Here is a 22,868-nt window from a genome sequence, read left to right on the forward strand (position 1 = left end):
CTCATGACGACCCACGGACGGATCACCCGCCGCTCCCTGCTGGCCGCCGGCGGCCTGGGCGCGCTGGCCGCGCTGACCGGCTGCTCCTCGTCCTCCGCCGGCTCGCCCACCAAGGTCCGCCTGACCCACGGCCCCATCTCCGTGCCCAAGATCCGCGGCGAGCTGGACCGCACCCTCAAGGCCCAGGGCGTCACGGTGGAGTGGATCGGCCCGTTCCCCAACCACGCCCCCACCCTGCAGGCCGTGGCCACCGGCACCGCCGACTTCAGCTTCGGCGGCAGCAGCACCCCCGCCGACCAGGCCATCTTGTCCGGCGCCGACCTGGTGTACGTGGCCTGGGCGGTCTCCAACCCCCGCACCACGGCGATCCTGGCCCGCCCCGGCTCCGGCATCGAGAAGGTCGCCGACCTGGCCGGCCGCACGGTCGCCGTCAACAAGGCCGGACTGGGGGAGTTCCTGCTGGTCGCGGCGCTGGAGAAATACAAGGTGCCGCGCGAGCAGGTCAAAGTGCTCTACATGAACCCGCCGGAGGCCTCCGCCGCGTTCGCCTCCGGCAAGATCGACGCCTGGTCGATCTGGCAGGGCTTCCGGGAGATCGCCGAGGTCAACTACGGCGCCAAGCCCATCTTCATCGAGGGCGAGGAGCTGGACCGCCAGATCGACTTCCGCACCTACCTGGTGCGGCGCGAGTACGCCGAAAAGCACCCCGACCTCATCCGCAAGGTCATCAAGGCCTACCAGGCCGACACCGAGTGGCAGAACGCCAACTACCGCAAGGCCATCGAGCTGGGCAACGCCGTCTCCAAATACCCCCCGGCCGTGATCGACAAGATCGTCTCCCACGCGGTCAAGGAGAAGCTGTCCTTCATCGACGATGAGGGGATCCGCCAGCTGCAGTACGGCGCCGACTGGCTGACCGAACGCGGCATCCTCACCGGCAAGATCAACATCGCCGACCACGCCGTCAAGCTATGACCGGCCAGGACCTGGAGCTGACCGCCGACGTGCTGGTCATCGGCGGCGGCCTGGCGGCCACCTGGGCGGCGCTCGCCGCCGCCCAGGCCGGCGGGCGGGTCGTGCTCGTGGACAAGGGCTACTGCGGCACCAGCGGCGTCACCGCCACCGCCGGCGTCACCCACTGGTTCGTCCCGCCGGAGCGGCACCACCGCGCGGTGGCCGAACGCCACGCCGACGCGGCCGGGCTGGCCGACCCGCAGTGGGCGCTGCGGGTGCTGCGCACCACCTGGGAACGGCTGCCGCTGCTGGACCGCCACTACCCGTTCCCCACCGCGGACGGCGCCGTGGACCGCACCCAGAACGTGCGGGGCCCTGAGTACCTGCGCGCCATGCGCGGCCTGGTGCACCGGGCGGGCGTGCGCATCCTCGACCACCACCCGGCGCTGGAGCTGCTGCTGCACTCCGATGGGTCGGTCGCCGGCGCCGCCGGGGTCCGCCGCCAGGCCGGCGGACGCTGGACGGTGCGCGCCGGGGCGGTGGTGCTGGCCACCGGCGGCACCGCCTTCCGCTCCCACCTGCTGGGCTCGCGCGGCAACACCGGCGACGGGCACCTGATGGCCGCCGAGGCCGGCGCGGTGCTGTCGGGCATGGAGTTCTCCAACTACTACACGCTCGCCCCGGCCTACTCGACCATGGCCCGCTCGATGTCATACCTGTTCGGCACCTACTTCGACGCCGACGGCCGGGAGATCGAGCTGCCCGCGGGCGCCGACCGCATCCGCATCCTGGGCCGGGCGATGCTGCGCGGCCCGGTCTACGCCCGCCTCGACAAGGCCCCCCACTGGGTCCGCCGCAAGATCAACGTGGTGCAGCCCAACTTCCTGCTGCCCTTTGCCCGCCGCGGCATCGACCCCTACACCGACCTGTTCCCGGTGACGCTGCTGGGGGAGGGCACCATCCGCGGCGTCGGCGGCCTGGCGCTGGCCGATGAGGACTGCCAGACGCACGTGCCGGGGCTGTTCGCCGCCGGGGACGTGGCCAGCCGCGAACTCATCGTCGGCGCCGTCTCCGGCGGTGGATCCCCCAACTCCGCCTGGGCGGTCTCCTCGGGCACCTGGGCGGGCCGCGCCGCCGTCCGGCACGCCCGCACGGTGCGCGCCCGCACCGGCCCGGTCCGCCCCGCCGGACAGGCCGGGATCCGCCCGGCCCGCCACGCCGCCCCCTGCGACGCAGAGGCCGTGACCGCCATGGTGCGCGAGGAGCTGAACGCCTACGACAAGAACATGTTCCGCACCCGGCAGGGCCTGCTGCGCTCGGCGGACCTGCTGGAGGACGCCTGGCGGCAGATCAGCGACCACCTCACCGGCTCCGGCCGGCAGGCGCTGCGCGCCCGGGAGACCGCCGCGCTGGTCGCCATGGGCCGCTGGGTGAAGGCCGCCGCGCTGCACCGCACCGAATCGCGCGGCATGCACTGGCGCACCGACCACCCCCGCACCGACCCCGCCCAGACCCGCCGCATCACCGTCGGCGGCCTGGACCGGGTGTGGGTGGACCACCCGCGGACGCGGGAGGAGATCGCATGATCGAGCTGGTGATCGCTTCGCGCTGCATCCAGTGCGACAAGTGCGTGCAGGTCTGCCCGATGGACGTGTTCGACGCCGTGCCCGGCGGCGTCCCGGTCATCGCCCGGCAGAGCGACTGCCAGACCTGCTTCATGTGCGAGCTGTACTGCCCGGCGGACGCCCTGTACGTCGACCCCGACTGCCACGGGCCCGTCCCGGTGGACGAGGCGCGGATCCTCGCCACCGACTGGCCCGAGCAGTACCGGCGCGACTCCGGCTGGGGCAGGGCCCGCCGCACCCACCGCAACGAAAGCTGGCGGATGGGGGAGATCTTCGCCACCGCCTACCGCATCCTCGGCGAGGAACGGCCGTGACCTGGTCGCCCACGACCTCCCACTGGGGCGCCTACCTGGCCCGGCGGACCGCCGCCGGCGCGCTGGAGGTGCGGCCGCACCCCGAAGACCCCGCCCCCTCGCCGCTGCTGGGCAACGTCCCCGACGGCGTGCACCACCCCACCCGGGTCCGCGCGCCCGCGGTGCGCCGGGGCTGGCTGGAAGACGGCCCCGGCCCCGCGCGCCGGCGCGGACGCGAAGAGTTCATCGAGCTCGACTGGGACCACGCGCTGGACCTGGTGGCCGGGGAGCTGGACCGGGTGCGGCGCGAGCACGGCAACGAGGCGATCTTCGGCGGCTCCTACGGCTGGGCCGGCGCGGGCCGCTTCCACCACGCCCAAAGCCAGCTGCACCGGTTCCTGAACACGATCGGCGGCTACACCTCCTCCCGCAACTCCTACAGCCTCGGCGCCTCCCTCGTCCTGCTGCCGCACGTGGTGGGGGACGCCGACGCGGTGCTGCGCCGCGCCTCCACCTGGCCGACGATCGCCGAGCACACCGACCTGCTGGTGGCCTTCGGCGGGCTGCCCGGCAAGAACGTGTCGGTCACGCCCGGGGGAGTGACCCGCCACGCCATGGCGGCCGCCCTGCGGAACTTCGGCGAAAGCGGCCTGGAGGTGGTCTCCATCAGCCCGCTGCGCGACGACGCCCCGCCGCGGTTCTGGGGACGCTGGTGGCCGATCCGCCCGGGCACCGACGTGGCGCTCATGCTGGGCCTGGCGCACACCCTGCTGGTCGAAGACCGCCACGACCGGGCGTTCCTGGACCGCTACTGCACCGGTTTCGAGGTCTTCGAACGCTATCTGCTGGGGGAGGGGGACGGCACTCCCAAGGACGCCCGCTGGGCCGCCGGCATCTGCGGCATCCCCGCCACCGACATCCGCGCCCTGGCCCGGCGGATGACCGAGGGCCGCACGCTGATCACCGTCACCTGGTCGCTGCAGCGCACCGAGCACGGCGAGCAGCCGGTGTGGGCGGCCCTGGCGCTGGCGGCGATGCTCGGCCAGATCGGCCTGCCCGGCGGCGGCTTCGGCCACGGCTACGGCTCCATCGGGGACGTCGGCGACCCCGGCCCGCTGCTGCGCCTGCCCACGCTGCCGCAGGGGCGCAACCCGGTCGCCACGTTCATCCCGGTCGCCCGCATCGCCGACATGCTGCTGCACCCCGGCCGCGCCTACGACTACAACGGCCGCCGCCTGACCTACCCCGACATCCGCCTGGTGTACTGGGCCGGCGGCAACCCCTTCCACCACCACCAGGACCTGGCCAGGCTGCGCCGTGCCTTCGGCCGCCCGGACACGATCGTGGTCCACGAGCCGTACTGGACGGCGACCGCCCGGCACGCCGACATCGTCCTGCCGGTCACCACCCCGCTGGAGCGGGAGGACATCGGCGGCGGGCGCCGCGACACCCACCTGATCGCCATGCATCGGGTCCTGCCGCCGCATGAGCAGGCCCGCGACGACTATGCGATCTTCGCGGCGCTGGCCGGCCGGCTCGGCGTGGCCGAGGCGTTCACCGAGGGCCGCACCCCCCGCCAGTGGCTGGAGCACCTTTACCGGACCTGGCGGGAGGAGCTGCGCGCCCAGGGCCACGACGTGCCCGCTTTCGAGGAGTTCTGGGCGGCCGGGCAGTACCGGCTGCCGCCCGGCCCGGAGCATGTCACGCTGCTGGCGGACTTCCGCGCCGATCCCGAAAGGCACCCGCTGCCCACGCCCAGCGGCCGGATCGAGATCTTCTCCTCGGTGATCGCCGGTTTCGGCTACCCGGACTGCCCCGGCCACCCGGCCTGGCTGCCCCCGGCGGAACGGCCGGACCGCCGGCACCCGCTGTACCTGATCGCCAACCAGCCCGGCACCCGCCTGCACGGCCAAGGCGACATCGGCGCCGTCAGCCGGGCCGCCAAGATCGCCGGACGGGAGCCGCTGCGCATCCATCCCGACGACGCCCGCGAGCGCGGCATCGCCGACGGCGACATCGTGCGGGTCTTCAACGACCGCGGCGCCTGCCTGGCCGGGGCCCGCCTCAGCGAGGAGGTCATGCCGGGCGTCGTTCAACTGGCCACCGGCGCCTGGTTCGACCCGGTGGACGACCCGGACCGGCCCGGCGGCGTGCTGTGCGTCCACGGCAACCCCAACGTGCTCACCGCCGACCGCCCCACCTCACGCCTGGCGCAGGGATGCACCGGCCAGCACGCGCTGGTCCAGGTCGAACGCCACACCGGCCCGCTGCCGCCGCTGCGTCACCCGTCCCCGCCGCCGCTGCGCCCTTTGAGATCACAGGAGGACACCCCGTGACCGCTGACATCGAAACCGCCGCCCGGCCCGTCACCGAGCGGGCGGACTTCGCCGACGTGGTGGCCGCGATCGCCGCGCGGGCCGCCGAGCACGATCGCGACGCGTCCTTTCCGCACGAGGCGTTCACCGAGCTGCACCGCGTCGGGGTGCTCAATTTGACCGTCCCGGCCGAGCTGGGCGGGGGCGGCGCCACGCTGGCCGAGACGGTCGAGGTGATCAGGGCGGTCGGCGCCGCCGACCCGTCGGTGGCGCTGGTGCTGGCCATGCACCTGATCGCGCACGCCGGGCTGGGCCGGCCGGACAACCCCTGGCCCAAGGAGGTGCGCCGCAGGGTGCAGCGCAGCTCGCTGGCGGGCGTGGCGCTGATCAACGCGCTGCGGGTGGAGCCGGAGCTGGGCACCCCCGCCCGGGGCGGGCTGCCGGCCACGGTCGCCGAGCGCACCGACGACGGCTGGGTGCTGCGCGGCCACAAGATCTACTCCACCGGCGCCCCGGGCCTGCGCTGGATGCTGGTGTGGGCCCGCACCGGCGACCCCGAGCCGCTGGTCGGGGCGTTCCTGGTGCCCGCCGGCGTCCCCGGCTACCGGATCGAGCCGACCTGGGACCATTTGGGCATGCGGGCCACCCGCAGCGACGATGTGATCTTCGAGGGGGTGCGCATCCCCGCCGAGTACGCGGTGGACGTGCAGCCGGCGGCCCGGGCGCGGCCCGACGCCCGGGTCACCGCCTGGAACACCCTGCTGATCAGCGCGATCTACGACGGGGTGGCCCGCGCGGCGCGCGACTGGCTGGTGGGTTACCTCAACGAGCGCACCCCGGCCAATCTGGGCCGGCCGCTGGCCACGCTGCCGCGTTTCCAGACCGCCGTCGGCCGGATCGAGGCGCTGCTGCTGGCCAACGACACGCTGCTGCAAAGCGCCGCGCGGCAGGCCGACGCGGGCGGCGCTCCCGATGTCGGGCTGGTCAAGCACCTGGTGACCGGCAACGCCGTGCAGGCCGTCGAGCTGGGCATCGGGCTGATCGGCAACCCGGGCCTGTCGCGGCGCAACCCCATCGAGCGGCACTACCGCAACGTGCTGTGCAGCCGCATTCACACTCCCCAGGACGACACCGTGCTGATCGCCGCGGGCACGGCGGCGCTGGCCGGGTGAGTCCTGTCGCGCAAAGGCTTTCCCGAGGCCGGTGCCGTGTTCCGGTGGACGGCATGCCGTTCGCCGAAGCGGTGCCGGCCCTTTTGCGTGATGTGACCTCGTCCTGATAGGTGAATCACTCGTCGGGGAGCCCGGTGTGCCGTACGGTGGCCCTGGATGGACGAGCCGAGCCTCCGGCAATAACCTACTTTTCAGGGTGGATTTAGTGCTGATGGTGTTCGTCCCGCAGGCCGGTCCCCAGTAGCGGGAGCGGGCCATGGGATGCCGCGATCGGCGTGCGGAGGGGTGCACCATGATCGACGGGCTCTGGTACACCTGCTGTCCGATGCCCACCGCGACGGCGCTGGCCGCGCGGGCGGGCCTGCTGGAGGCCGAGTTCGGTCACGGTGAGCCCCCGCTGCGCCGCCTGCAGGACACCGCCGGCCGCCGGCTGCTCACCCACCACTTCGAGCACGGGCTGGCGGGCCTGATCCGCGAAGGCGGCAACGTCTCCGCCCTGTGGGCCCGCGCCCGGGGCGCCCCCACCCGCCTGGTGGCCTTGGCGTGGGGACGGCAGTACCAGGCGGTGCTGGCCCGTCCGGACTCGGGCATCACCGCCCCGGCGGACCTGGCCGGACGCACCGTCGGCGTGCCCTGCTCCCCGGGCCGGCGGGTGGACGTGCCGGCCGCGGCGGCGCTGCGCGGCTTCGAACGCGCCCTGCACACGGCCGGGCTGGGCCTGGCGGACGTGCACGTGCTGACGATCCCCGACTGCAGCGACGAGATCACGGCGACCGGCCTGACCGCCGAAGACCACCGCTCCGTCGCCGCCGCCCTGGCCACCGGCACCGTCGACGCCATCTGGGTGCGAGGGCAGGCCGGCGAGGCGGTGCGGGACGCCCTGGGCGCGGTCGAGGTCGCCGCGCTCGGCGACCACCCCGACCCGTTCGTGCGCGCCGGTGACGGCACTCCGATCCTCATCACCGTGCACGCCGACCTGCTGGAGGAACGACCGGACCTGGTGATCCGCTACCTGGCGGTGCTGCTGCGCGCCACCCGCCGCTGCGGAGAGACGGGCCGCGCCCTGGAACCCGGCCTGGACGGCGACCGGCTGGCCGTGCTCGCCGAGCAGAGCGCCTTTTTGGAACTGCACGGCTTCATCGACGGGCATGTGGACCTGGGCACCTGGGCCGACCCCCGCCCGCTGCAGTGCGCCGGGGAACTGGCCGCCGACCCCCGGCCCACCATCCCCCGGCAGCGCAACCGGCGCTGAGCACGCCCGGCCGAGGCACCGGCTCGCCCGGACCGGACCGGCGTCCTCGGATCGTTCGGCCCGGCACCGGGATCATCCGCCCATGACCGGCAGCGTGATCCACGAGGGCCGCTCGGCGTCGCAGAAGACGGTCTGCTCGGCCCGCTTGGTCGCCGGGTTGCGGTCGAAACACGGGAAGTCGGAGGAGGCGACCTCCAGCCGGATCCGGTGCCCGGCCCGGAAGACCTGGCTGGTGGCCGCCAGGTCGATCTCGTGCCGCAGCTTGCCGCCGCCGGAGCGCACGATGCCGTCGATCACGCTCATCGCCCGGCCGTCGGGGTGCACGTCCACCAGCTTGGCCGTCCAGTCGCCGCCGCCGCTCGCCGAGGTCGCCGCGTGCAGCACCACTGTGATCGGCCCGGTGACCTCCACGTCCCGTTCCAGTACCGGCGTGGTGAAGCGCACCACGTCCGCGCGTTCCTCCACCGCCCGCTGGTCGCGGGGGCCGACGTTGACCGGTCGGGCAGCAGCAGCGGCCCGCCGCAGGTGGGCACCGGGTCGTCCGGGTCGTGCACGAACCGGTACGGCTCGGCGCCGGTCACCGGCGCCCGCGGCGACAGCAGCCCGCCGGGGTGCAGGTAGTAGCGGACGGACCCGGCCCCGGGCGGCGGCCACGATGCGGCCTCCCGCCAGGTGTTGGCGCCCATGGTGAAGTACTTGACCTTCGGCCCGTCGGTGCGCCCGGTCAAAAAGGCGATCTGCTCGGCCTCCAGCATCACTGCCTGCGCCGAGGCCCCGAAGCCGAAGTTGAGCTCCCCGACCCCGCTCTCTTGGGACAGGTGCGTCCACGGCCCGACGATCAGCCGTCCGCCGGGGATGCGCCGGAAGTTCTCCAAGGTGCCGCGCAGGAACACATCGAACCACCCGGCGATGTGCAGCACCGGCACCTCGATCCGGTCATGGCGCAGGGTTTCGGCCGGCTCCGTCCAGTATGCGTCCCGCTCGGGGTGGTCCACCCAGTCCCGCCAGAAGGGGAATGCCTGCGACACCCCGGGGACGTCCCGGATCGGCAGCGTCCGCAAGGCGGCATCGGGATCGGCCAGCACCGGCAGCAGCACCCCGAGCCGGCCGGAGGCGTCCTGCCCGCCCGCCATCGCGTGCAGCGCCCCGAGCATCCCCTGCAGGCTGCCCCAGTGGAACGCCGAGCCCAGCGCGAACGCACCCCCGTGGTACTTGAGCCCGTCATAGAAATCGTGCGGAGTCATCGAGGCCACCACGGCCTTCAACGCCGCGGGCCGCTGGGCGGCCAGCTGCAGCGCGCACCCGGCCAGATACGAGGTGCCCGCGGCCACCACCTCGCCGTTGGACCAGGGCTGGGCGGCGATCCACGCGACGGTGTCCACCCCGTCGCGCCCCTCGTCCACCCACGGGGTGAACTCCCCGTCACTGCTGCCCCGCCCCCGGCAGTGCTGCAGCACCACCGCAAGCCCCGCCCGCAGGTACGGGACGACCGGCACGCGCCGGAACAACGGCTCCCCGTAGGGGTTGCGCACCAGCACCGTGCGGTACGGGCCACCCTCGGCGGGCCGGTGCACATCGGCGCGCAGGATCGTGCCGTCGCGCATCTCGATCGGCTGATCGAGCACCGTGGTGACCGGCACGGCGGGACGGTTTAGCTTGGCCACGGGCGCTGCCTCCTTGAGGGGCGGGATCAGGGCAGGGGAAGGCGTCGTAGACGACCGCGTCCGGCTCGCGCCGCCCGGTACCGGCCGTCAGGATATGGCTCAACCGCACGTAATCAGGAGAACCGGTCTCGAACCGGGTGAACGATCAAAAGCAGTACTCGGCCGGATTGGTCTCTTCCCCTGCGGCGCCCTCCGCCGACCTGCCTTCAAGCCTGTGACGGACGAGATCGGCCGGGCGACCCGCAGGAGTCCTTGCCGGTCGGTCGTCGTACGGTTTCAGGACGCGCAGAAGATCAGAGCCGGTCGACGAAGCCTGGCGCACCTGCCGGAGAACTCCATCCCCGCTTGTCGATGGCGATCATCAGGATCTTTTCGATCATGCCGCCAGGATGGCGGCCAGGCTCCTTGCCTCGCCCACTGCCCGACATCGGCCCTCCTTTTTCACGCCTGCGGGCACTCATGTCGAAGGTGTGTTCCCCAGGATCTGTGTTTCGAAGGAGGGGGCCGAATCGTCATCGGATGGTTTCAGGCCGTCATCGCCGTCATGGCGTTCAAAAGCCTTCGGCCGGCCCCGTTCCCGGAGCTTGAGCAGGTCCCTCAAAAGCCCTGATGATCGCTGCCTCATCACCTGTAACCTGAAACCCGCACTCGGACACCGGCAGCGGTGTGCGACATCGCTCCCGATGGACCGGCATGTGAAGGCGGAACCCCGGAAACGCCCGGAAAGCAACCAGTGCGCAACCCGATGGCCGCCCGGTCGGGAAGGTTTGCTTACCACCATGGGGCTGAAGCCGAACGGTGGAGCGATGCGGCGGGTGCGGGACTGCCGGCAGCGGTCGCGGCATGGCATGGGGGGGCCGGTGGAGACCGCATCGCCGCGCCCTTCCCGGGACCGCCGCCACCGGGGCGCGGCGGTCCCGGGACGCCGGATCGAGGCGGTTCCGGCCACGGCCCGGATGGGATTCGTTGAAACCGCCAGGCGAGGCTCATCCATTCCGGTCGAGCAGCCGCACCACCGCCTCGGCGTCACGCCTGGAACGCGTGATCAGGTGCAGGTCCCAGTGCCCGCTGCGGCCGCCGATCTCTCGCTCCAGCGCAGCCCACAGATAACCGAAACTCACCGCTGGATCGAGCCCGCCCCGGCCGGCGCCGAAAAGCGGGAAGGCGATCGACCGCAGTGGTGGATCGAAGCGCTCCCGTTCCTGCTCGGCCAGATGAAAGACGTTGCGGACGGCCCGGGCCACGGCCTCGGGGGTGATGTCGTATGCGTCTCCGCCCATGCGGGGGACGGCGACCGCCGCGTGGTAGAGCCGTCGCACTCCCGCCCGGGCCATCTCCCCTGGGGTGGTCGGAGCGACGGTGCCCGCCGCCACCGGCAGGCCGAACCGGCCGTGCTTGCGCATCCACTGGGTCAGCTCCCGCTGGATCACATCGTCGAGGATCTCGCCGGTCTCGCTGATGCGGGCGGCGGCCCGGCGCAGTGCGGCCGACAACGAGCTCCGGAAGAGTTTGGAGATCTCCAGGTAGACGTTCTCCGAGGAGACGATCACATCGACTCCCCGGACCATCTCCACCGGCATGAAGTGCAGCGTCACGGGCAGCTCGGGACCGCCGAGCCGCAGTTCTCGAGGGCCGTCGGGCAACGCGGGAGCAGACGGCGGTGCAGAGCGTGCCGATTCGTTCGTTTTGCAGAGTTTGAGGATGGATTCTGCAACTTGCTCCACGATGAGCTGTTCGTGGTGCTTGCGGAAGCGTTCGGTGCTGACCCCATAAATGGCGGCGGCTCTTTTCCGGCGTTCTCCGACGGGCCAGTCGCGGGTGCCGGACACCAGTCCGAAGGTGTAGCCGGCCGCCTCGGAGAGGTCTCCGCCCAGGTCGGCGACTGCTTTGCGCAAGATGTCCTCAAGTGTGGCGGTCCGGTACATGCTGCCAGAGGCCGGATCGCCGTCTCCGCACAAGGCCGCCGCCGTCTCCAGGGCGGGCAACGAGGTTTGCCGCAGGCGCGCCAGTCCTCGTTCGCGCAATTTCTTCAGATCGGCAGTCAGCAGCTCGTAGGCGGGGGGCTCCATGGCCTCCAGGATGCCATCCCCATCGGTGCTTCGGTGGCGGTGCGGAAGCAGCGAAATAACCGTGCTGAAACTCGACGTAATCGAGGAGTTCCTCCATGGCGAGCGAACCTGTGACGACCGAGGAACAGACCACGCAGATCGCTGAGCCCGCGGAATCCGGTCCTGCAAAAGACAGCTTTCCGGACACGCTTGCCGAGCGGCTGGCGGCGCTCGAGAAAACGGTGACGGAGTTCCACCGCCGCTCAGCGCACCGGGAGGCGGTGATCGACCGGCTCCATGAGGAGAACCAGCGGCTGCGCAATGGTCTGCACCGCGCCATCCTGGAGCCGGTCGTCAGTGACCTGATCAGGCTGTACGACTCGCTGCGGCGGGAGGCTGCGCGGCCGGCCGATGAGGCCTTCGGCCGGCTGCTGGACAGCTTTGCCGACGATGTGCTGCTGATCTTGGACCGCTGCGGTTTCGAGGAGTTCACCGCCCGTCCCGGAGACCCCTTCGAACCGGGAAAGCACGCCGCGGTGTCGGTGCTGCCGGTCGAGGACGAGGCGCTGGACAACACCGTGGCCGAGGTCGTGGCGTCGGGCTTCCTGGAGCGCGAGACAGGCCGGGTCCGCCGTCCCGTCCGGGCTCGTTTTCACCAGTTCCGCGGTTCTGAGAAGGCGGCCTCCTCCACCGTTCCCTCCACACTGGAACACTCCGGACAAAACTTGAAAGAGCGGGAAGAATGACGACTTTCGGCATCGACCTCGGCACCACCTATTCGTGCATCGCCTACATCGATGAAACCGGGCGCCCGGTCGTCGCCAAGAACATGGTCGGGCAGGACACCACTCCCTCGGTGGTGTACTTCGAGACCCCCGACAACGTCGTCGTCGGCCAGGACGCCAAGGCCTCGGCGAAGCTCTTCCCCGATCAGGTGGTCTCCCTGATCAAACGGCAGATGGGCAAGCAGTTCGAGATGGACTTCCACGGGGTCAAGCACACCCCGGAGACGATCTCGGCGCTCATCTTGAAGGAACTGGCCCGCGCCGCCTCCGAGTACGTCCACCAGGAGGTGCGCGACGTCGTCATCACCGTGCCCGCCTATTTCGGCGTGGCCGAACGGGAGGCCACCCGCAACGCCGGCAAGATCGCCGGCTTGAACGTGCTCAACCTGATCCCCGAGCCGGTGGCGGCGGCCCTCCACTACGGGACGCTGACTGCCGAGGGCGACGCCACGATCCTGGTGTACGACTTGGGCGGCGGCACTTTCGACACCACGGTCGTCCGGATGCAGGGCGGCGACGTCCAGGTGGTGTGCACCGACGGCGACCACCGGCTGGGCGGTGCCGACTGGGACGAGCGGATCGCCGACTACCTGCTGCAGGGATTCCTGGACGCCAACCTCGGCTCGGAAGCCGCCGACAACGAGGACTTCCTGCAGGAGCTGGCGCTCGCCGCCGAGGACATGAAGAAGGCGCTCAGCACCACCCGCTCGCGGCGTCACAACATGCGCTTCGGCGGCGCCACCGCCCAGGTCGAACTGACCCGCGAGAAGTTCGAAGAACTCACCGAGGACCTGCTGACCAGGACCTTCGACATCACCGAGCGCACCATCGAGCAGGCCGGCGCCCAGGGCGTCACCTCCTTCGACGAGGTGCTGCTGGTCGGCGGGTCGACGCGGATGCCCGCGGTGGCCGAAGGGCTGCGCAAACGCTTCGGCTTCGAACCAAAGCTGCACGACCCCGACCTGGCCGTCGCCAAAGGGGCGGCCCAGTTCGCCCTCATCGAGTCGATCAAGATCCGGCTGCCCGGCGAGGAAGGGGGGACGGCCGCCCCCTCCGAGGAGGCCGTCGCCCAGGTGGCCGAGCGCATCGGGATGGAGCCGGAGAAGGTGCGCCGCCTGGTCGGCCGGCGGGTCGCCGCCGTCGTGCCCCGCGCCTTCGGCGTCAAGGTCCTCGACGACGTCGCAGGGGGGGAAGAGCGCTTCTCCATCAGCCACGTCCTCAAGGCCAACACACCGCTGCCGGCCCGGCCGGACCCCCAGCGGTTCTGCACCGCCTACCCCAACCAGGTCGCCATCGAAGTGGAGATCTGGGAGCAGGCCGGGGCGGTGGAATCCCCCAACCTGGCCGACAACGTCAAGATCGGCGAGGGGACCATCACCGATCTGCCGCCGCTGCCGCAGGGCTCGCCCGTCGACATCACCTTCGCCATGGACGAGCTCGGCACCTTGAGCGTCCACGCGGTGGAACTGCAGACCAAAAAGGATCTCACCATCGAGATCCGCATCGAAGGGCTCTCCGAGGCCCAGGTGAACGAGGCCAAGGCCGCCATCGCGCGCTACAGCACCAGTGGGTGATGCCGGCCGTGGCGTTCGACAAGGACACCTACCGCAAGGCCGTGCTCGACCCGGCCAGGAAGGCGGGCAACGCTCTTCCGGCCGACCTGTTCGAGCGCTACGGCCTGGACCAGGTCCGGCTCTCCTCGGAAGCGGAGTTCGCCGCCCACCTCAAGGAGGTCGTCGCCTACTGGCGGGTGCTCCGGCAGCGCAGCCGCGTCTACGCCAAGCTGATCGAGGCCCTGCTCGCCGCCCACCAGGAGCTGGAGCGAGCCGGTCGCCTCACCCTGCGGTACTTCCAGGAGGAGAGCCGGCGACGGCGGGAGGAGAACGAAAGAAAGCTCCAGGAGATGGTCGCGGCGATGGCTGCGACCACCCCCTGCCTCGACCCGCAGGCACTAGAAGAGCTCATCGCCCTCGGCGGAGGCCCCGCCTGCGCCCCTCGGCTCCGGCGGCTGCTGGCCGAGCACAAGATCCGCCTCGTCGACCGGCCCTGGGAGCTGCCGTCCGACCCCCCCATCCCGGCCTCCCAGTACCAGCGGCTGCACGAGCAGCTCGAGCGGCTCGGCCTGCGGCTGTCGGCGGAGGTGGTCTTCGGCGCCCAGGCGGTCCGCGGCGGCTTCCGGCTCCGCCCCCGCTTCGCCCTCCAAGCCGGTTCGGGCGGGACGCTGACCGCCGAGACCATCGCCGCCGCCAAGGCCCGGCAGCGGACCCGCGCCCAGGACGAGAGCAAACCCCTGCTCGACAGCGTGCTGGCGACCCTGGAGAAGGCGGCCGCCGCCCCGGGCCGGCTGGATGAGCTGCTGGTGTGGGAGGTCGCCGAGACGCTGCGCCCCTATGCGGCGGCGGGCCTGCCGGCCAGGCAGGTCGCCGAGCGCGCCGCCGAGCTCGGCCTGGTCCGCGACCAGGCCGAGGAACTGGCGTTCGCGCTGTCCCGGGCCGGCTCGGCGGCCGGCGCCGCCCCCGACCCGGTCCGCGAGATCGAGCAGGCACTGCGAGCCGACCGGCTGCGCACCGCCCAGCGGCTGCTGGAGCAGCTCCCCGCCGACCAGGAGCCGCAGCTGCGCCAACGGGTTGTCGAACGCGCCCGCCAGGCCGACGAACTGGCCGAGCAGGCCGCCCGGCTCATCACCGAGGGTCGCACCGAGGAGGCCGCCGAGCGCCTGGCCGCCGCGTTGCGGATCGCAGCCGACGACGAGGACCTCGCCGAGCGGCTGCGCGCCCTGCCGCCGCCCGCCCCGCAACGGGTGCGCACCGGCTGCGAGGGCCGCCGCGTCACCGTGGCCTGGGATCCCGCCCCCGCCCGGACCGGACAGGTGCGCTACCGCGTGGTCCGCACTGTGGGAAGCGCGGCCCAGGGCGCCGGTCAAGGCGTCCTCATCGGGCAGACCGACGCCAACGAGGTGACCGACTCGGCGCCGCCGCCCGGCGTGGAGGTGGTCTACACCGTGTTCGCCACCCGCGCCGAAGGCGTGTGGTCGGCCCCCGCCGCGGCCCCGCCGCTGTTGCTGCTGCCCGAGGTCGAGGACCTGTCGATCACGGCCGGAGAGGACGCGGTGGCGGTGACCTGGCGGCCCCCCGAGGAGATGACCGAGGTCATCGTCACCCGCACCACCGACGACCGGGAGCAGAACCGCCTTCCCGTGACCGCCCGGGACGGGTTCACCGACACCGACGTGGTGCCCGGCCGCCGCTACCGCTACCGCATCCAGGCCGTCTACACCGGCCCGGACGGCACCCGCTGCCACTCCCGCGGGCTCGTCGCAGAGGCCACCCCCCAACGGCGCCCAGAGCCGGTGACCGACCTGTCGGCCGAGCCGTCGCAGACGGAGGGCGCCCCCATGGTCGAGCTCTCCTGGACCCCTCCGGAGGCCGGCCAGGTGACGATCCGGGTGGCGCAGGATCCGCCCCCCTGGCCGCCGGGCACCCGCGTGGAGCCCGCCGAGCTCGGCCGCTACGGCCGGGAGCTGGCGGGCGCCCCCGTCCGCGGCCTGGACGGGCGCATGCACCTGACCGTCCCCGCCGAACCGGGACGCCGGCACTACCTGGCGGTGAGCCGAGGCGCGGGGCTTGCGGTGGCAGGCGCCGCGACCGCGTTGCAGACCGTGGCGGCGGTCAGTGAGCTGACCGCCCGCAGGATGGGGCAGACGCTGCTGGTGAGCTGGGTGTGGCCGCCGGGCGTGGGGCTCGCCGAGGTGACCTGGAGGCCGGCAGACGGCTCCGCTCCGCCCACCACCGTCGAGTGCGGGCGCCGAACGTATGAGGACAACGGCGGCTGCCGCCTTCCGGTCGGGCAGGACGCCGGTGAGGTCACCGTGCGAGCCGTGGTGCGGGACGTCCACGGCCGCTCCCGGTCCCGGCCGCGTTCGGTGACGGTCTCCGCCGCCGGCACGGAGGTCCGCTACGAGTTCCGCCGCCGGTCCGGGCTGCGCCGCCGCTCACGGGCCACGCTGGTGCTCACCGCCGAGCGCCGCTGCCGCATGCCGCCGCTGGTGGTGGTGCACCACGTGGGGAGCGTGCGCCCGCTCCGCCCCGACCAGGGCGAGGTGATCTGCCGGGTGCCGGCCCGTGAGCTGGACCCGGCCACCCCGGTCACGGTGCCGATCGAGGTCCCGCCCGCCCGTGGCGGCCGCTCCTGGCTGGTGTGCTTCCCCGACCCGCAGGCCGACGAGTCCGGGGATGCGATCACGCTGCGACGCCTCTCGGGAGCGTGGTGAGAAGATGCCTTCCCTGTTCTCCGCATCGCGTCGGCTGATCTGCCCTTACTGCTACCTGCCGTTCCAACCCCGCGAGATCAAATTCCGGTGCACCGGGCTGCGCGGCCCTGCGGGCGAAGGGTGCGAGCGCAAAAGAGACGAAAAGCAGGAACAGTACTTCGGGCTGGTCAAGCCTTTGCCGCCGGCCTTCTCCGCCAAAGGCGAGCGCATGGCCGCCCGCTGCCCCCACTGCCGGGGCGAAACCACCCAGCGCATCTGCCCCCACTGCCACAGCCTGCTGCCGGTGCACTTCGACCGCGTCGACAACAAGATGATCGCGATGGTCGGGGCCAAGGCCACCGGCAAGACGGTGTACATGACCGTGCTGCTGCACGAACTCATGCACTCAGTGGGGCGGCGTTTCAACGCGGCCGTGGTCGGCTCCGACGACCACACCCGCGCTGAATTCTCCCGGCGTTATGAAAAGACGCTCTACCGGGAGCGGATGCTGCCGGGCACGACACGCACTGCCCGGGCCGAACCCCGCCGCCCGCTGGTATTCAAGGTCACCCTGGACGAACAGCGCCGGCTGCGCCGCTCCCGCAACCGGGACACCATCACCTCTTTCTTCGACACCGCCGGCGAGGACCTGACCTCCCGCGAGAGCGTGGAGCTCAACGTCCGCTACCTGGCCGCCGCGGACGGCATCATCCTGCTGCTGGACCCGCTCCAGATGCGCGGGGCGCGGAAGCTGGCCCGGCCGGGAACCCCGCTGCCGGTGCTGGACGAGCACACCGACAGCCCCGTCAACGTGCTGGCCCGGGTCACCGACCTGCTCTACCAGGCGCAGCAGCGCAGCCCGCAAAGCCGCGTCCCCACCCCCATCGCGGTCGCCTTTTCCAAGATCGACGCCCTGCGGCACACCTTCTCCGCCGACAGCCCGCTGCTGTGGGAGCCGCCGTCGGATAAGCCGTGCTTCGACGAGGCCGACAGCCTGGCGGTGCACGAATACGTGCGGGCGCTGCTGCACGAGTGGGAGGGCGGGCAGATCGACCACATCCTGACCCGCAATTACACCGCCTTCCGCTATTTCGGCCTGTCGGCGCTGGGCGACAGCCCGACGGAGAACAACGAGGTGGATCCCAAGGGCATCCGCCCCTATCGGGTGGCCGATCCGTTCCTGTGGCTGCTGAGCCGATTCGGCATGGTGCCCACCTCCAAGGGCTGAAAGAAGGACGAGCCGACATGCGATTCCACCAGCTTTACTACACCTCCTGCCGCACCGGCCTGTCCGGTTTCGCCGGCTACCAGTTCAACGCGGTGACTCCGGGGGTCTCGGCGCAGGTGATGCACCAGGTGGAGGAGATGGGCTCCTATGAGCCGCCGACTTGGCTGGAAAATTCTCCCGACCCCGACCAGATCACCTCCTGCCCGGTCAATCTGTGTTTCGAGCCCGGCCCGACTCCCGTCCTGGCCCACACCGTCTTCACCGGCACCGACTATTCGGGGCGGTTCGGCAATTACTTCGTGCACGCCGTGGTCCCCGCCGACGCCGCACGCTGGCCAGGGCCGCCGCCCATCGAGCTGTGGGGAGCGCCGTGGTGGACGCACCAGATCGCCGAGAGCACCGAGCTGCCCGCCCTGGAGGGCCCGCTGCGGCCCGGACCGCTGGACCGCGCCGCCGTCGACGCCTTCCTGAAAGAGAACTCGCGGAGCGAGTGGCTGCCCCTCCTGCTGGTCGCGGTCGAACGGGCCGTGCTCGACCAAGACCGCTCCGTGGTGATCCACGCCGCCGACACCACCGAGATCGTCCATTGGATCGCAGCCGTCTCCCACCTGCTCCCGCCGCCGCTGACCGCGGCGATGTCGTTCGCCACCTACCAGTTCCGGCCCGCCTACAGCCGCCGGCACCTGATCGGCACCGTTCCCGGAGCCGACTTCACCGTCGACCGGCAGGCGTTTGAGAGCTTCTACCTGTTCGACTGCACCAGCGGGCGGGCCAGCGACCTGGAGCCCGGGCCACTGCCGCGGCTACTGGCCGGCGCCGGGGCCGTCCGGGCCGAGGCGCTGTGGCGGCGCGCCGAGGCGCTCGCGGACGGCACCGAGCGGCGGCTCGCCGACTGGTACCCGGTGGCGGCGGCCGCGGCGCTGCTGGAGGGCCTGCCCCTGGAAGCGGGCGACCTGGAGGCCGTCTGCGCCTGGCTGTGCGACCGCGACCTGGACGCCGAGACGGTGGGACGGCTGGGCGCCGCGCTGGTGGGGCACCGGGACCTGCCGGTGGCCCAGCTGCAGCCGATCGCCGCCCTGGCCGCCTCCCGCGGCCTCGCCGAGCTGCTCACCGACACCGAGACCGCGCTGATCACCGCGCGGGTGCGGGGACGGCCGGCCCCCCTCGTCACACTGCGTTCACCCGCCGCCCGCGAGCACGCCACCGCCTTGTGCACCCAGCGGCTGACCGGCGCCGACCTGGGTGTCCTCACCGACACCCTCGGCCTCGCCGCCGGGTACGGCCTGCGGCTGGACCCGGGGCTGCTCCGCGACCAGGGCCTGCGCGTGCTCGGGCCGCGCCTGGCCGAGCGGGTCGACCCGCAGCTGTGCGAGCTGCTGGAACGCTGGCCGGCGCTGCGGGCCGGGGCGCTGGCCCACCTGGCCGCCCTGGCGCGCACCGACCTGTCCCGCATGGCGGGGGTGCTCGCGGACGGCCTGGAGGCGTTCACCGGGGCGGTGCCGGAGACGGAGCTGAAGGCCCACCCGGCGCTGCACGAGGCGACCCTGATCGCCCGGGCCCGGCGCGAGCCGCGGCTGCGGATACAGACCCTGCTGTCGATCCTGGAGCGGCGGCCGCTGGATGCGACCCTGCCGGCCGCGCTCTGGCCAGAGGGCTGGTCGGTGGCGGACGCGGCCGAGATCCTGCCGCGCCTGCCGGAACGGGACGCCGCCTCCACGGTGCTCGCCGACTGGGTGACGCCGCTGCTGGCCGCTCCCTTCACCGGAGGCCGGGGAGCCGCCGCCGAAGAACGCGCCCGCCTGCACGAGCTGGTGGAAAGGCAGCCGGTGGGCAGGGCGCTGTCGACGGACCTGAGACGACGGGCGGCGGCGGTGCGGTGGGTCCGCCAGACCGCACAGGCCTTCACCCGGGCGTCCGGGGACGAAGAGCGCATCAAGGCCGCCGCAGCGCTGGTCGCCGGCTACCACGGGCCGGCCGCACCGGCCCGGGACTACCTGCTGCTGCGGCTTTCGGAGCTGTTGCCGCGGCTGCCCGGACGGCAACTGGCCCGGCAGCTGGGCGGCGCCTCGGACGAGGTCCGCCGCGCCTGCCTGGAAGGAATGGACCGGGCCTTGGACGGCGAGGAGAAAACGGCCGTCACCGCCGCCGCGAACGCCTTCGTCCTGCTGCACGAGGCGACGGCGCACGGGCTCGGAGAAGTCGCCGAGGTCGCCGAGCGGATGCTGGCACAGCGCCTGCCGCACTGGCGCGGGCGTCGGCTACGGGCCGTGGCCCGCGCCGTCGGCGAACACCCCGGCCTGACGGCCGGACAGTTCCAGCGCTGGCTGGAACGGCACCGGCCCCCCGCACGCAACCGGCTGCCGCACCTGCTGTGGCGGCGTAGGGAAAGGAAGTGACGACATGACGTCGTATCACGCACCGCAGTCGCCTGAGCCGCCCTGGAAGAAAGGGCTGAGGGACATCGGCTGCCTGGGGACTTTTTACGGGGGAGCGCTGCTCCTGGCCTCGGCTCCGGTCTGGCTGCCGGTCGCGGGTGCAGTCTTTGCGCTGCTGTTCAGCATTTCAGTCCTCATTTTCATGGCCACGACTTTTCTGGTCTATCCGAGCATCTGCGTCGTGGCCTACCTTCGTACGCTCATCGGGATGATGGGAGAGGGCGGGACCTCGAATCCCGCTCCCGTCGCCGCACCTGGACGGGGGTCGGACTCGGAGGAGCCCGCCTACCTCCACTACCTGTTCAAACAGGTCTTCATCGATGTGCGGTACATGGCGCGGGAAGGGCTCTTCCAGCCGTGGCAGGTGATCGACTCCCACATCCACAGGGTGCGGGAGTACAGTGCGAGAATTAGATTCTCCTTCTTTCGGGTGGCGCACAGGTACTTCGCGTGGCTCGTCACGGCCGGCATGCAGATGGGGACCTACCTCGGCTTCGCCGTCGTCGTGGTGCTGTTCGTGATCCAGCTCCTGGCGCTGGTGGTGCTGGCCGCATCCTGTTTCATCGGCATCGGCGTGCTGCGCGGGGCCGATACGCTGCTGCTGCGGATCAAGCAGATCAAGATCAAGTGCCCGTCTTGCCATCTGCGGGTCCCCTATCCCTCCTATGAGTGCCCGGCACCCGGCTGCGGGCGGCTGCACAAGGACGTGAGGCCGGGGCGCTACGGCATGTTCAAACGTGTGTGCGCGTGCGGCACCGCGATGCCGACGCTGCTGCTCACCGGCAGCGGGAAACTGAAGGCGCACTGCCCGTACTGCAAGGGATCACTGGCCAGGAACGTGGGCGAGATGCGCGAGATCGTCATTCCCGTGCTGGGCGGCGTCGCGGCGGGCAAGACCCGTTTGATGACCGCGCTCGTCATGGCGCTGTGCGAGAGCGGCCGGCTCCACGGAGTCTCCGCGGCGATCGCCGATGAGGAGTCCCAGGCGATCTACGCGCGGTTCAGGGACGCGCTCGTAGCCGGCACGGCCACCGCGAAGACGGGCGCCGCCGCTTTGCCGCGCCCCTATTCGCTGCACGTCCGCCCGGCCAGGAGCTCTCCTCGGCTGCTGCACCTGTTCGATGCGCCCGGTGAGTTCGTCCGTGATTCGGAGTCACTGCGGAAGCTGCAGTACATGCGGGAGGCCCGCACGTTCTTGTTCACCCTCGACCCGCTGCGGATCGACGCGATCTGGGACGCCCTGACCCCCGCCCAACAGGCCCGGCTCGTTCCGCTGCGTTCCGACGACGACCCCTATTTCGCCTTCGGTCAGGTAGTGCAGAACATCGAGGGGCATGGCGTGCCGATCCGCAGAGCCCGCCTGGCCGTGGCGCTGACCAAGGACGACCTGGTGCGCTCCAGCCCTGCGGCGTCCGGTCTCGGCGAGGACAGCGCCGCCATTGAAGCGTGGCTGCAGGACGAGGCGGGACTGGGCGGCCTGGTGCGGCTCATGCGGCGTTCTTTCGGCCAGGTTCATTTCTTCCGCACCAGCGCCTGGCTCGACGGGGGAGTCCTCGCCGGCAGCATCATCGATCTCGCCGCCTGGATCCTGGCCCAGGAAGGAATCCGGGTCGAGCCCGCGGTTCGATCCGCCTGAAGGGAGGCTCACGGTGACCTTCGACCCTTACCGTCCTTGGCGACGCGCCATCTTCTCGGTGCTTGCCGGTGTCGCAGGCCTGTACTTCGCTGCTCTGGCGGTCCTCATCGTGGTCGGCCTCGTCCTGCTGGTCGGGGCGATGGGAACGGACGGAACGAGCGGGTAGCGCCTTTGAGCGGCGCTCTCACTCGGGCCGGTGGACACCCGAAGACAGCGCGGCGGGCACCCGGGCGTTGCGCCAGATGTGCTCGAACTGCTCGAGCCAGTAGTCGTACCAGTGCCCGTCGCGCGCCCGGGTCAAGACGATGTGCATCCGCGACGAGATCGATTCGTTGCGCACCCCGTGGAATTCGACGATGAGGATTCCGCCGCGCTGGTGGGGATCGATGGCCAGCAGGCTGAAACCGGGGTTGAAACCGAACAGCCGATAGCCGAACTCCCCGTTGACCGGCCACTGCGCCATGGTCTGCAGGTGTTCCACCACGCACCGCAGCGTCTGGGGGAAACGCCGGTGGGTGAAGTCCACCGACCCGGTGAGCTGGTGGGCGGCCAGCGTCACGGCGTCGTCCCGCAACGGGTCGAGCACCACTACGCGGACGACGCCGTCCGGCCGGCTGAGCACACGCCTGCGCAGTACATCGCAGTTGGCCGAACTCAGCACGTTCGATCCGGACGGGGCGAACAGCCACACCTGCCGTGCCGTGCGGAAACGCCGCGGCAGCGGATGATCTTCGAAGTCGCTCCGGTCGGCCAGCAGCCGGTCATTGCGCAACGTCCGCTCCGGAACGGTGATCTGGTACACCAGCAGGGCGATGCCGGCGGATATCACCGCCCAGCGCAGATCTTCGGGAATCTGATCGACGATCAGCGAGAAGACCGCCAGCAGCAACGCCCCCGCGGACACGACATAGGCCTCGACATGCCGCCGTTTCTTCAGATCACCGCCGATCCGGCGGAACGTATCGATCATGTTTTCCACCATGCGCGTTCAGCCGGAGCGCTGTAATGCGGAGACCTTCCATGGCCCGGATAATGACCCACCGCGCCCAAAAATCGACCATTCTTCACCCCGCCTGCCAATGCGAGAATCACAACGCACGGGCGGATGCCCTTTCCCGGCGGGTCCGCTACTGAACCATTTGCAACGAGCTCGGCAGGACCCGCCGGGGAACCACCGTGCGTCGACGGCGGCGATGGAAAAGGCTCACTGCC

Annotated in this window: 16 protein-coding genes and 1 pseudogene; 13 read left to right on the forward strand and 4 right to left on the reverse strand. The window is 71.5% G+C overall.

What is annotated here, in order from left to right; all coding sequences use genetic code 11:
- Positions 1-3 precede the first annotated feature (3 nt).
- The 6 genes from TCUR_RS06820 (at position 4) to TCUR_RS06845 (ending at position 7,611) form a co-directional block, all read left to right on the forward strand.
- Positions 4-975, forward strand: a complete 972-nt coding sequence (locus tag TCUR_RS06820) for an NrtA/SsuA/CpmA family ABC transporter substrate-binding protein (protein ID WP_012851752.1) — start codon at positions 4-6, stop codon at positions 973-975.
- The gene (locus TCUR_RS06825) at positions 972-2,540 is read left to right on the forward strand and encodes an FAD-dependent oxidoreductase (protein WP_012851753.1); all 1,569 of its coding nucleotides are present in this window, start codon (positions 972-974) and stop codon (positions 2,538-2,540) included. Before TCUR_RS06820 ends, TCUR_RS06825 begins: the two co-directional genes overlap by 4 nt.
- Entirely contained in the window at positions 2,537-2,893 is a 357-nt protein-coding gene (locus TCUR_RS06830) for a 4Fe-4S dicluster domain-containing protein (protein WP_012851754.1), read from the forward strand. Before TCUR_RS06825 ends, TCUR_RS06830 begins: the two co-directional genes overlap by 4 nt.
- Positions 2,890-5,208, forward strand: a complete 2,319-nt coding sequence (locus TCUR_RS06835) for a molybdopterin guanine dinucleotide-containing S/N-oxide reductase (protein ID WP_012851755.1) — start codon at positions 2,890-2,892, stop codon at positions 5,206-5,208. The genes TCUR_RS06830 and TCUR_RS06835 overlap by 4 nt, the downstream gene beginning before the upstream one ends.
- Positions 5,205-6,359 (forward strand): acyl-CoA dehydrogenase family protein, encoded by a 1,155-nt coding sequence (locus TCUR_RS06840; RefSeq protein WP_012851756.1) that lies wholly within the window; start codon positions 5,205-5,207, stop codon positions 6,357-6,359. The genes TCUR_RS06835 and TCUR_RS06840 overlap by 4 nt, the downstream gene beginning before the upstream one ends.
- 292 nt (positions 6,360-6,651) lie before the next feature.
- Positions 6,652-7,611: an ABC transporter substrate-binding protein gene (locus TCUR_RS06845; RefSeq protein WP_012851757.1), complete on the forward strand. Its 960-nt coding sequence runs from the start codon at positions 6,652-6,654 to the stop codon at positions 7,609-7,611.
- A gap of 72 nt (positions 7,612-7,683) precedes the next feature.
- Here TCUR_RS06845 and TCUR_RS06855 read toward each other — a convergent pair.
- The 3 genes and pseudogenes from TCUR_RS06855 to TCUR_RS06860 form a co-directional block, all read right to left on the reverse strand.
- Positions 7,684-9,215: pseudogene (locus tag TCUR_RS06855) on the reverse strand (CocE/NonD family hydrolase).
- Positions 9,216-9,568: 353 nt separating this feature from the next.
- Positions 9,569-9,703 (reverse strand): hypothetical protein, encoded by a 135-nt coding sequence (locus tag TCUR_RS28300; protein WP_281055148.1) that lies wholly within the window; start codon positions 9,701-9,703, stop codon positions 9,569-9,571.
- 558 nt (positions 9,704-10,261) lie between these two features.
- Positions 10,262-11,344 carry a macro domain-containing protein gene (locus tag TCUR_RS06860; RefSeq protein ID WP_012851758.1) on the reverse strand — a complete coding sequence of 361 codons (1,083 nt, stop codon included), beginning with the start codon at positions 11,342-11,344 and terminating at the stop codon, positions 10,262-10,264.
- 95 nt (positions 11,345-11,439) lie between these two features.
- Between TCUR_RS06860 and TCUR_RS06865 the strand changes: the two genes are divergently transcribed.
- The 7 genes from TCUR_RS06865 to TCUR_RS26940 are packed head-to-tail and all read left to right on the forward strand — an operon-like array spanning position 11,440 to position 21,822.
- On the forward strand, positions 11,440-12,069 hold the full coding sequence (locus TCUR_RS06865) for a nucleotide exchange factor GrpE (RefSeq protein WP_012851759.1): 630 nt from the start codon (positions 11,440-11,442) through the stop codon (positions 12,067-12,069).
- Positions 12,066-13,682 carry an Hsp70 family protein gene (locus TCUR_RS06870; protein ID WP_012851760.1) on the forward strand — a complete coding sequence of 539 codons (1,617 nt, stop codon included), beginning with the start codon at positions 12,066-12,068 and terminating at the stop codon, positions 13,680-13,682. The genes TCUR_RS06865 and TCUR_RS06870 overlap by 4 nt, the downstream gene beginning before the upstream one ends.
- An 8-nt stretch (positions 13,683-13,690) precedes the next feature.
- Entirely contained in the window at positions 13,691-16,378 is a 2,688-nt protein-coding gene (locus TCUR_RS06875) for a fibronectin type III domain-containing protein (RefSeq protein WP_041439370.1), read from the forward strand.
- Between the two features lie 4 nt (positions 16,379-16,382).
- On the forward strand, positions 16,383-17,585 hold the full coding sequence (locus TCUR_RS06880) for a TRAFAC clade GTPase domain-containing protein (RefSeq protein WP_012851762.1): 1,203 nt from the start codon (positions 16,383-16,385) through the stop codon (positions 17,583-17,585).
- Positions 17,586-17,602: 17 nt separating this feature from the next.
- Entirely contained in the window at positions 17,603-19,981 is a 2,379-nt protein-coding gene (locus TCUR_RS06885) for a GTPase-associated protein 1-related protein (protein WP_012851763.1), read from the forward strand.
- Between the two features lie 4 nt (positions 19,982-19,985).
- Positions 19,986-21,656 carry a TRAFAC clade GTPase domain-containing protein gene (locus TCUR_RS06890; RefSeq protein WP_012851764.1) on the forward strand — a complete coding sequence of 557 codons (1,671 nt, stop codon included), beginning with the start codon at positions 19,986-19,988 and terminating at the stop codon, positions 21,654-21,656.
- A 13-nt stretch (positions 21,657-21,669) separates the two neighbouring features.
- A complete protein-coding gene (locus tag TCUR_RS26940; protein WP_012851765.1) occupies positions 21,670-21,822 on the forward strand; it encodes a hypothetical protein in 153 nt (50 codons plus the stop codon).
- A gap of 18 nt (positions 21,823-21,840) precedes the next feature.
- Here TCUR_RS26940 and TCUR_RS06895 read toward each other — a convergent pair whose 3' ends face one another.
- Positions 21,841-22,626 carry a hypothetical protein gene (locus TCUR_RS06895; RefSeq protein ID WP_012851766.1) on the reverse strand — a complete coding sequence of 262 codons (786 nt, stop codon included), beginning with the start codon at positions 22,624-22,626 and terminating at the stop codon, positions 21,841-21,843.
- Between the last annotated feature and the right edge of the window lie 242 nt (positions 22,627-22,868).

This window comes from Thermomonospora curvata DSM 43183 (assembly GCF_000024385.1).
Taxonomy (GTDB): Bacteria; Actinomycetota; Actinomycetes; order Streptosporangiales; family Streptosporangiaceae; genus Thermomonospora; species Thermomonospora curvata.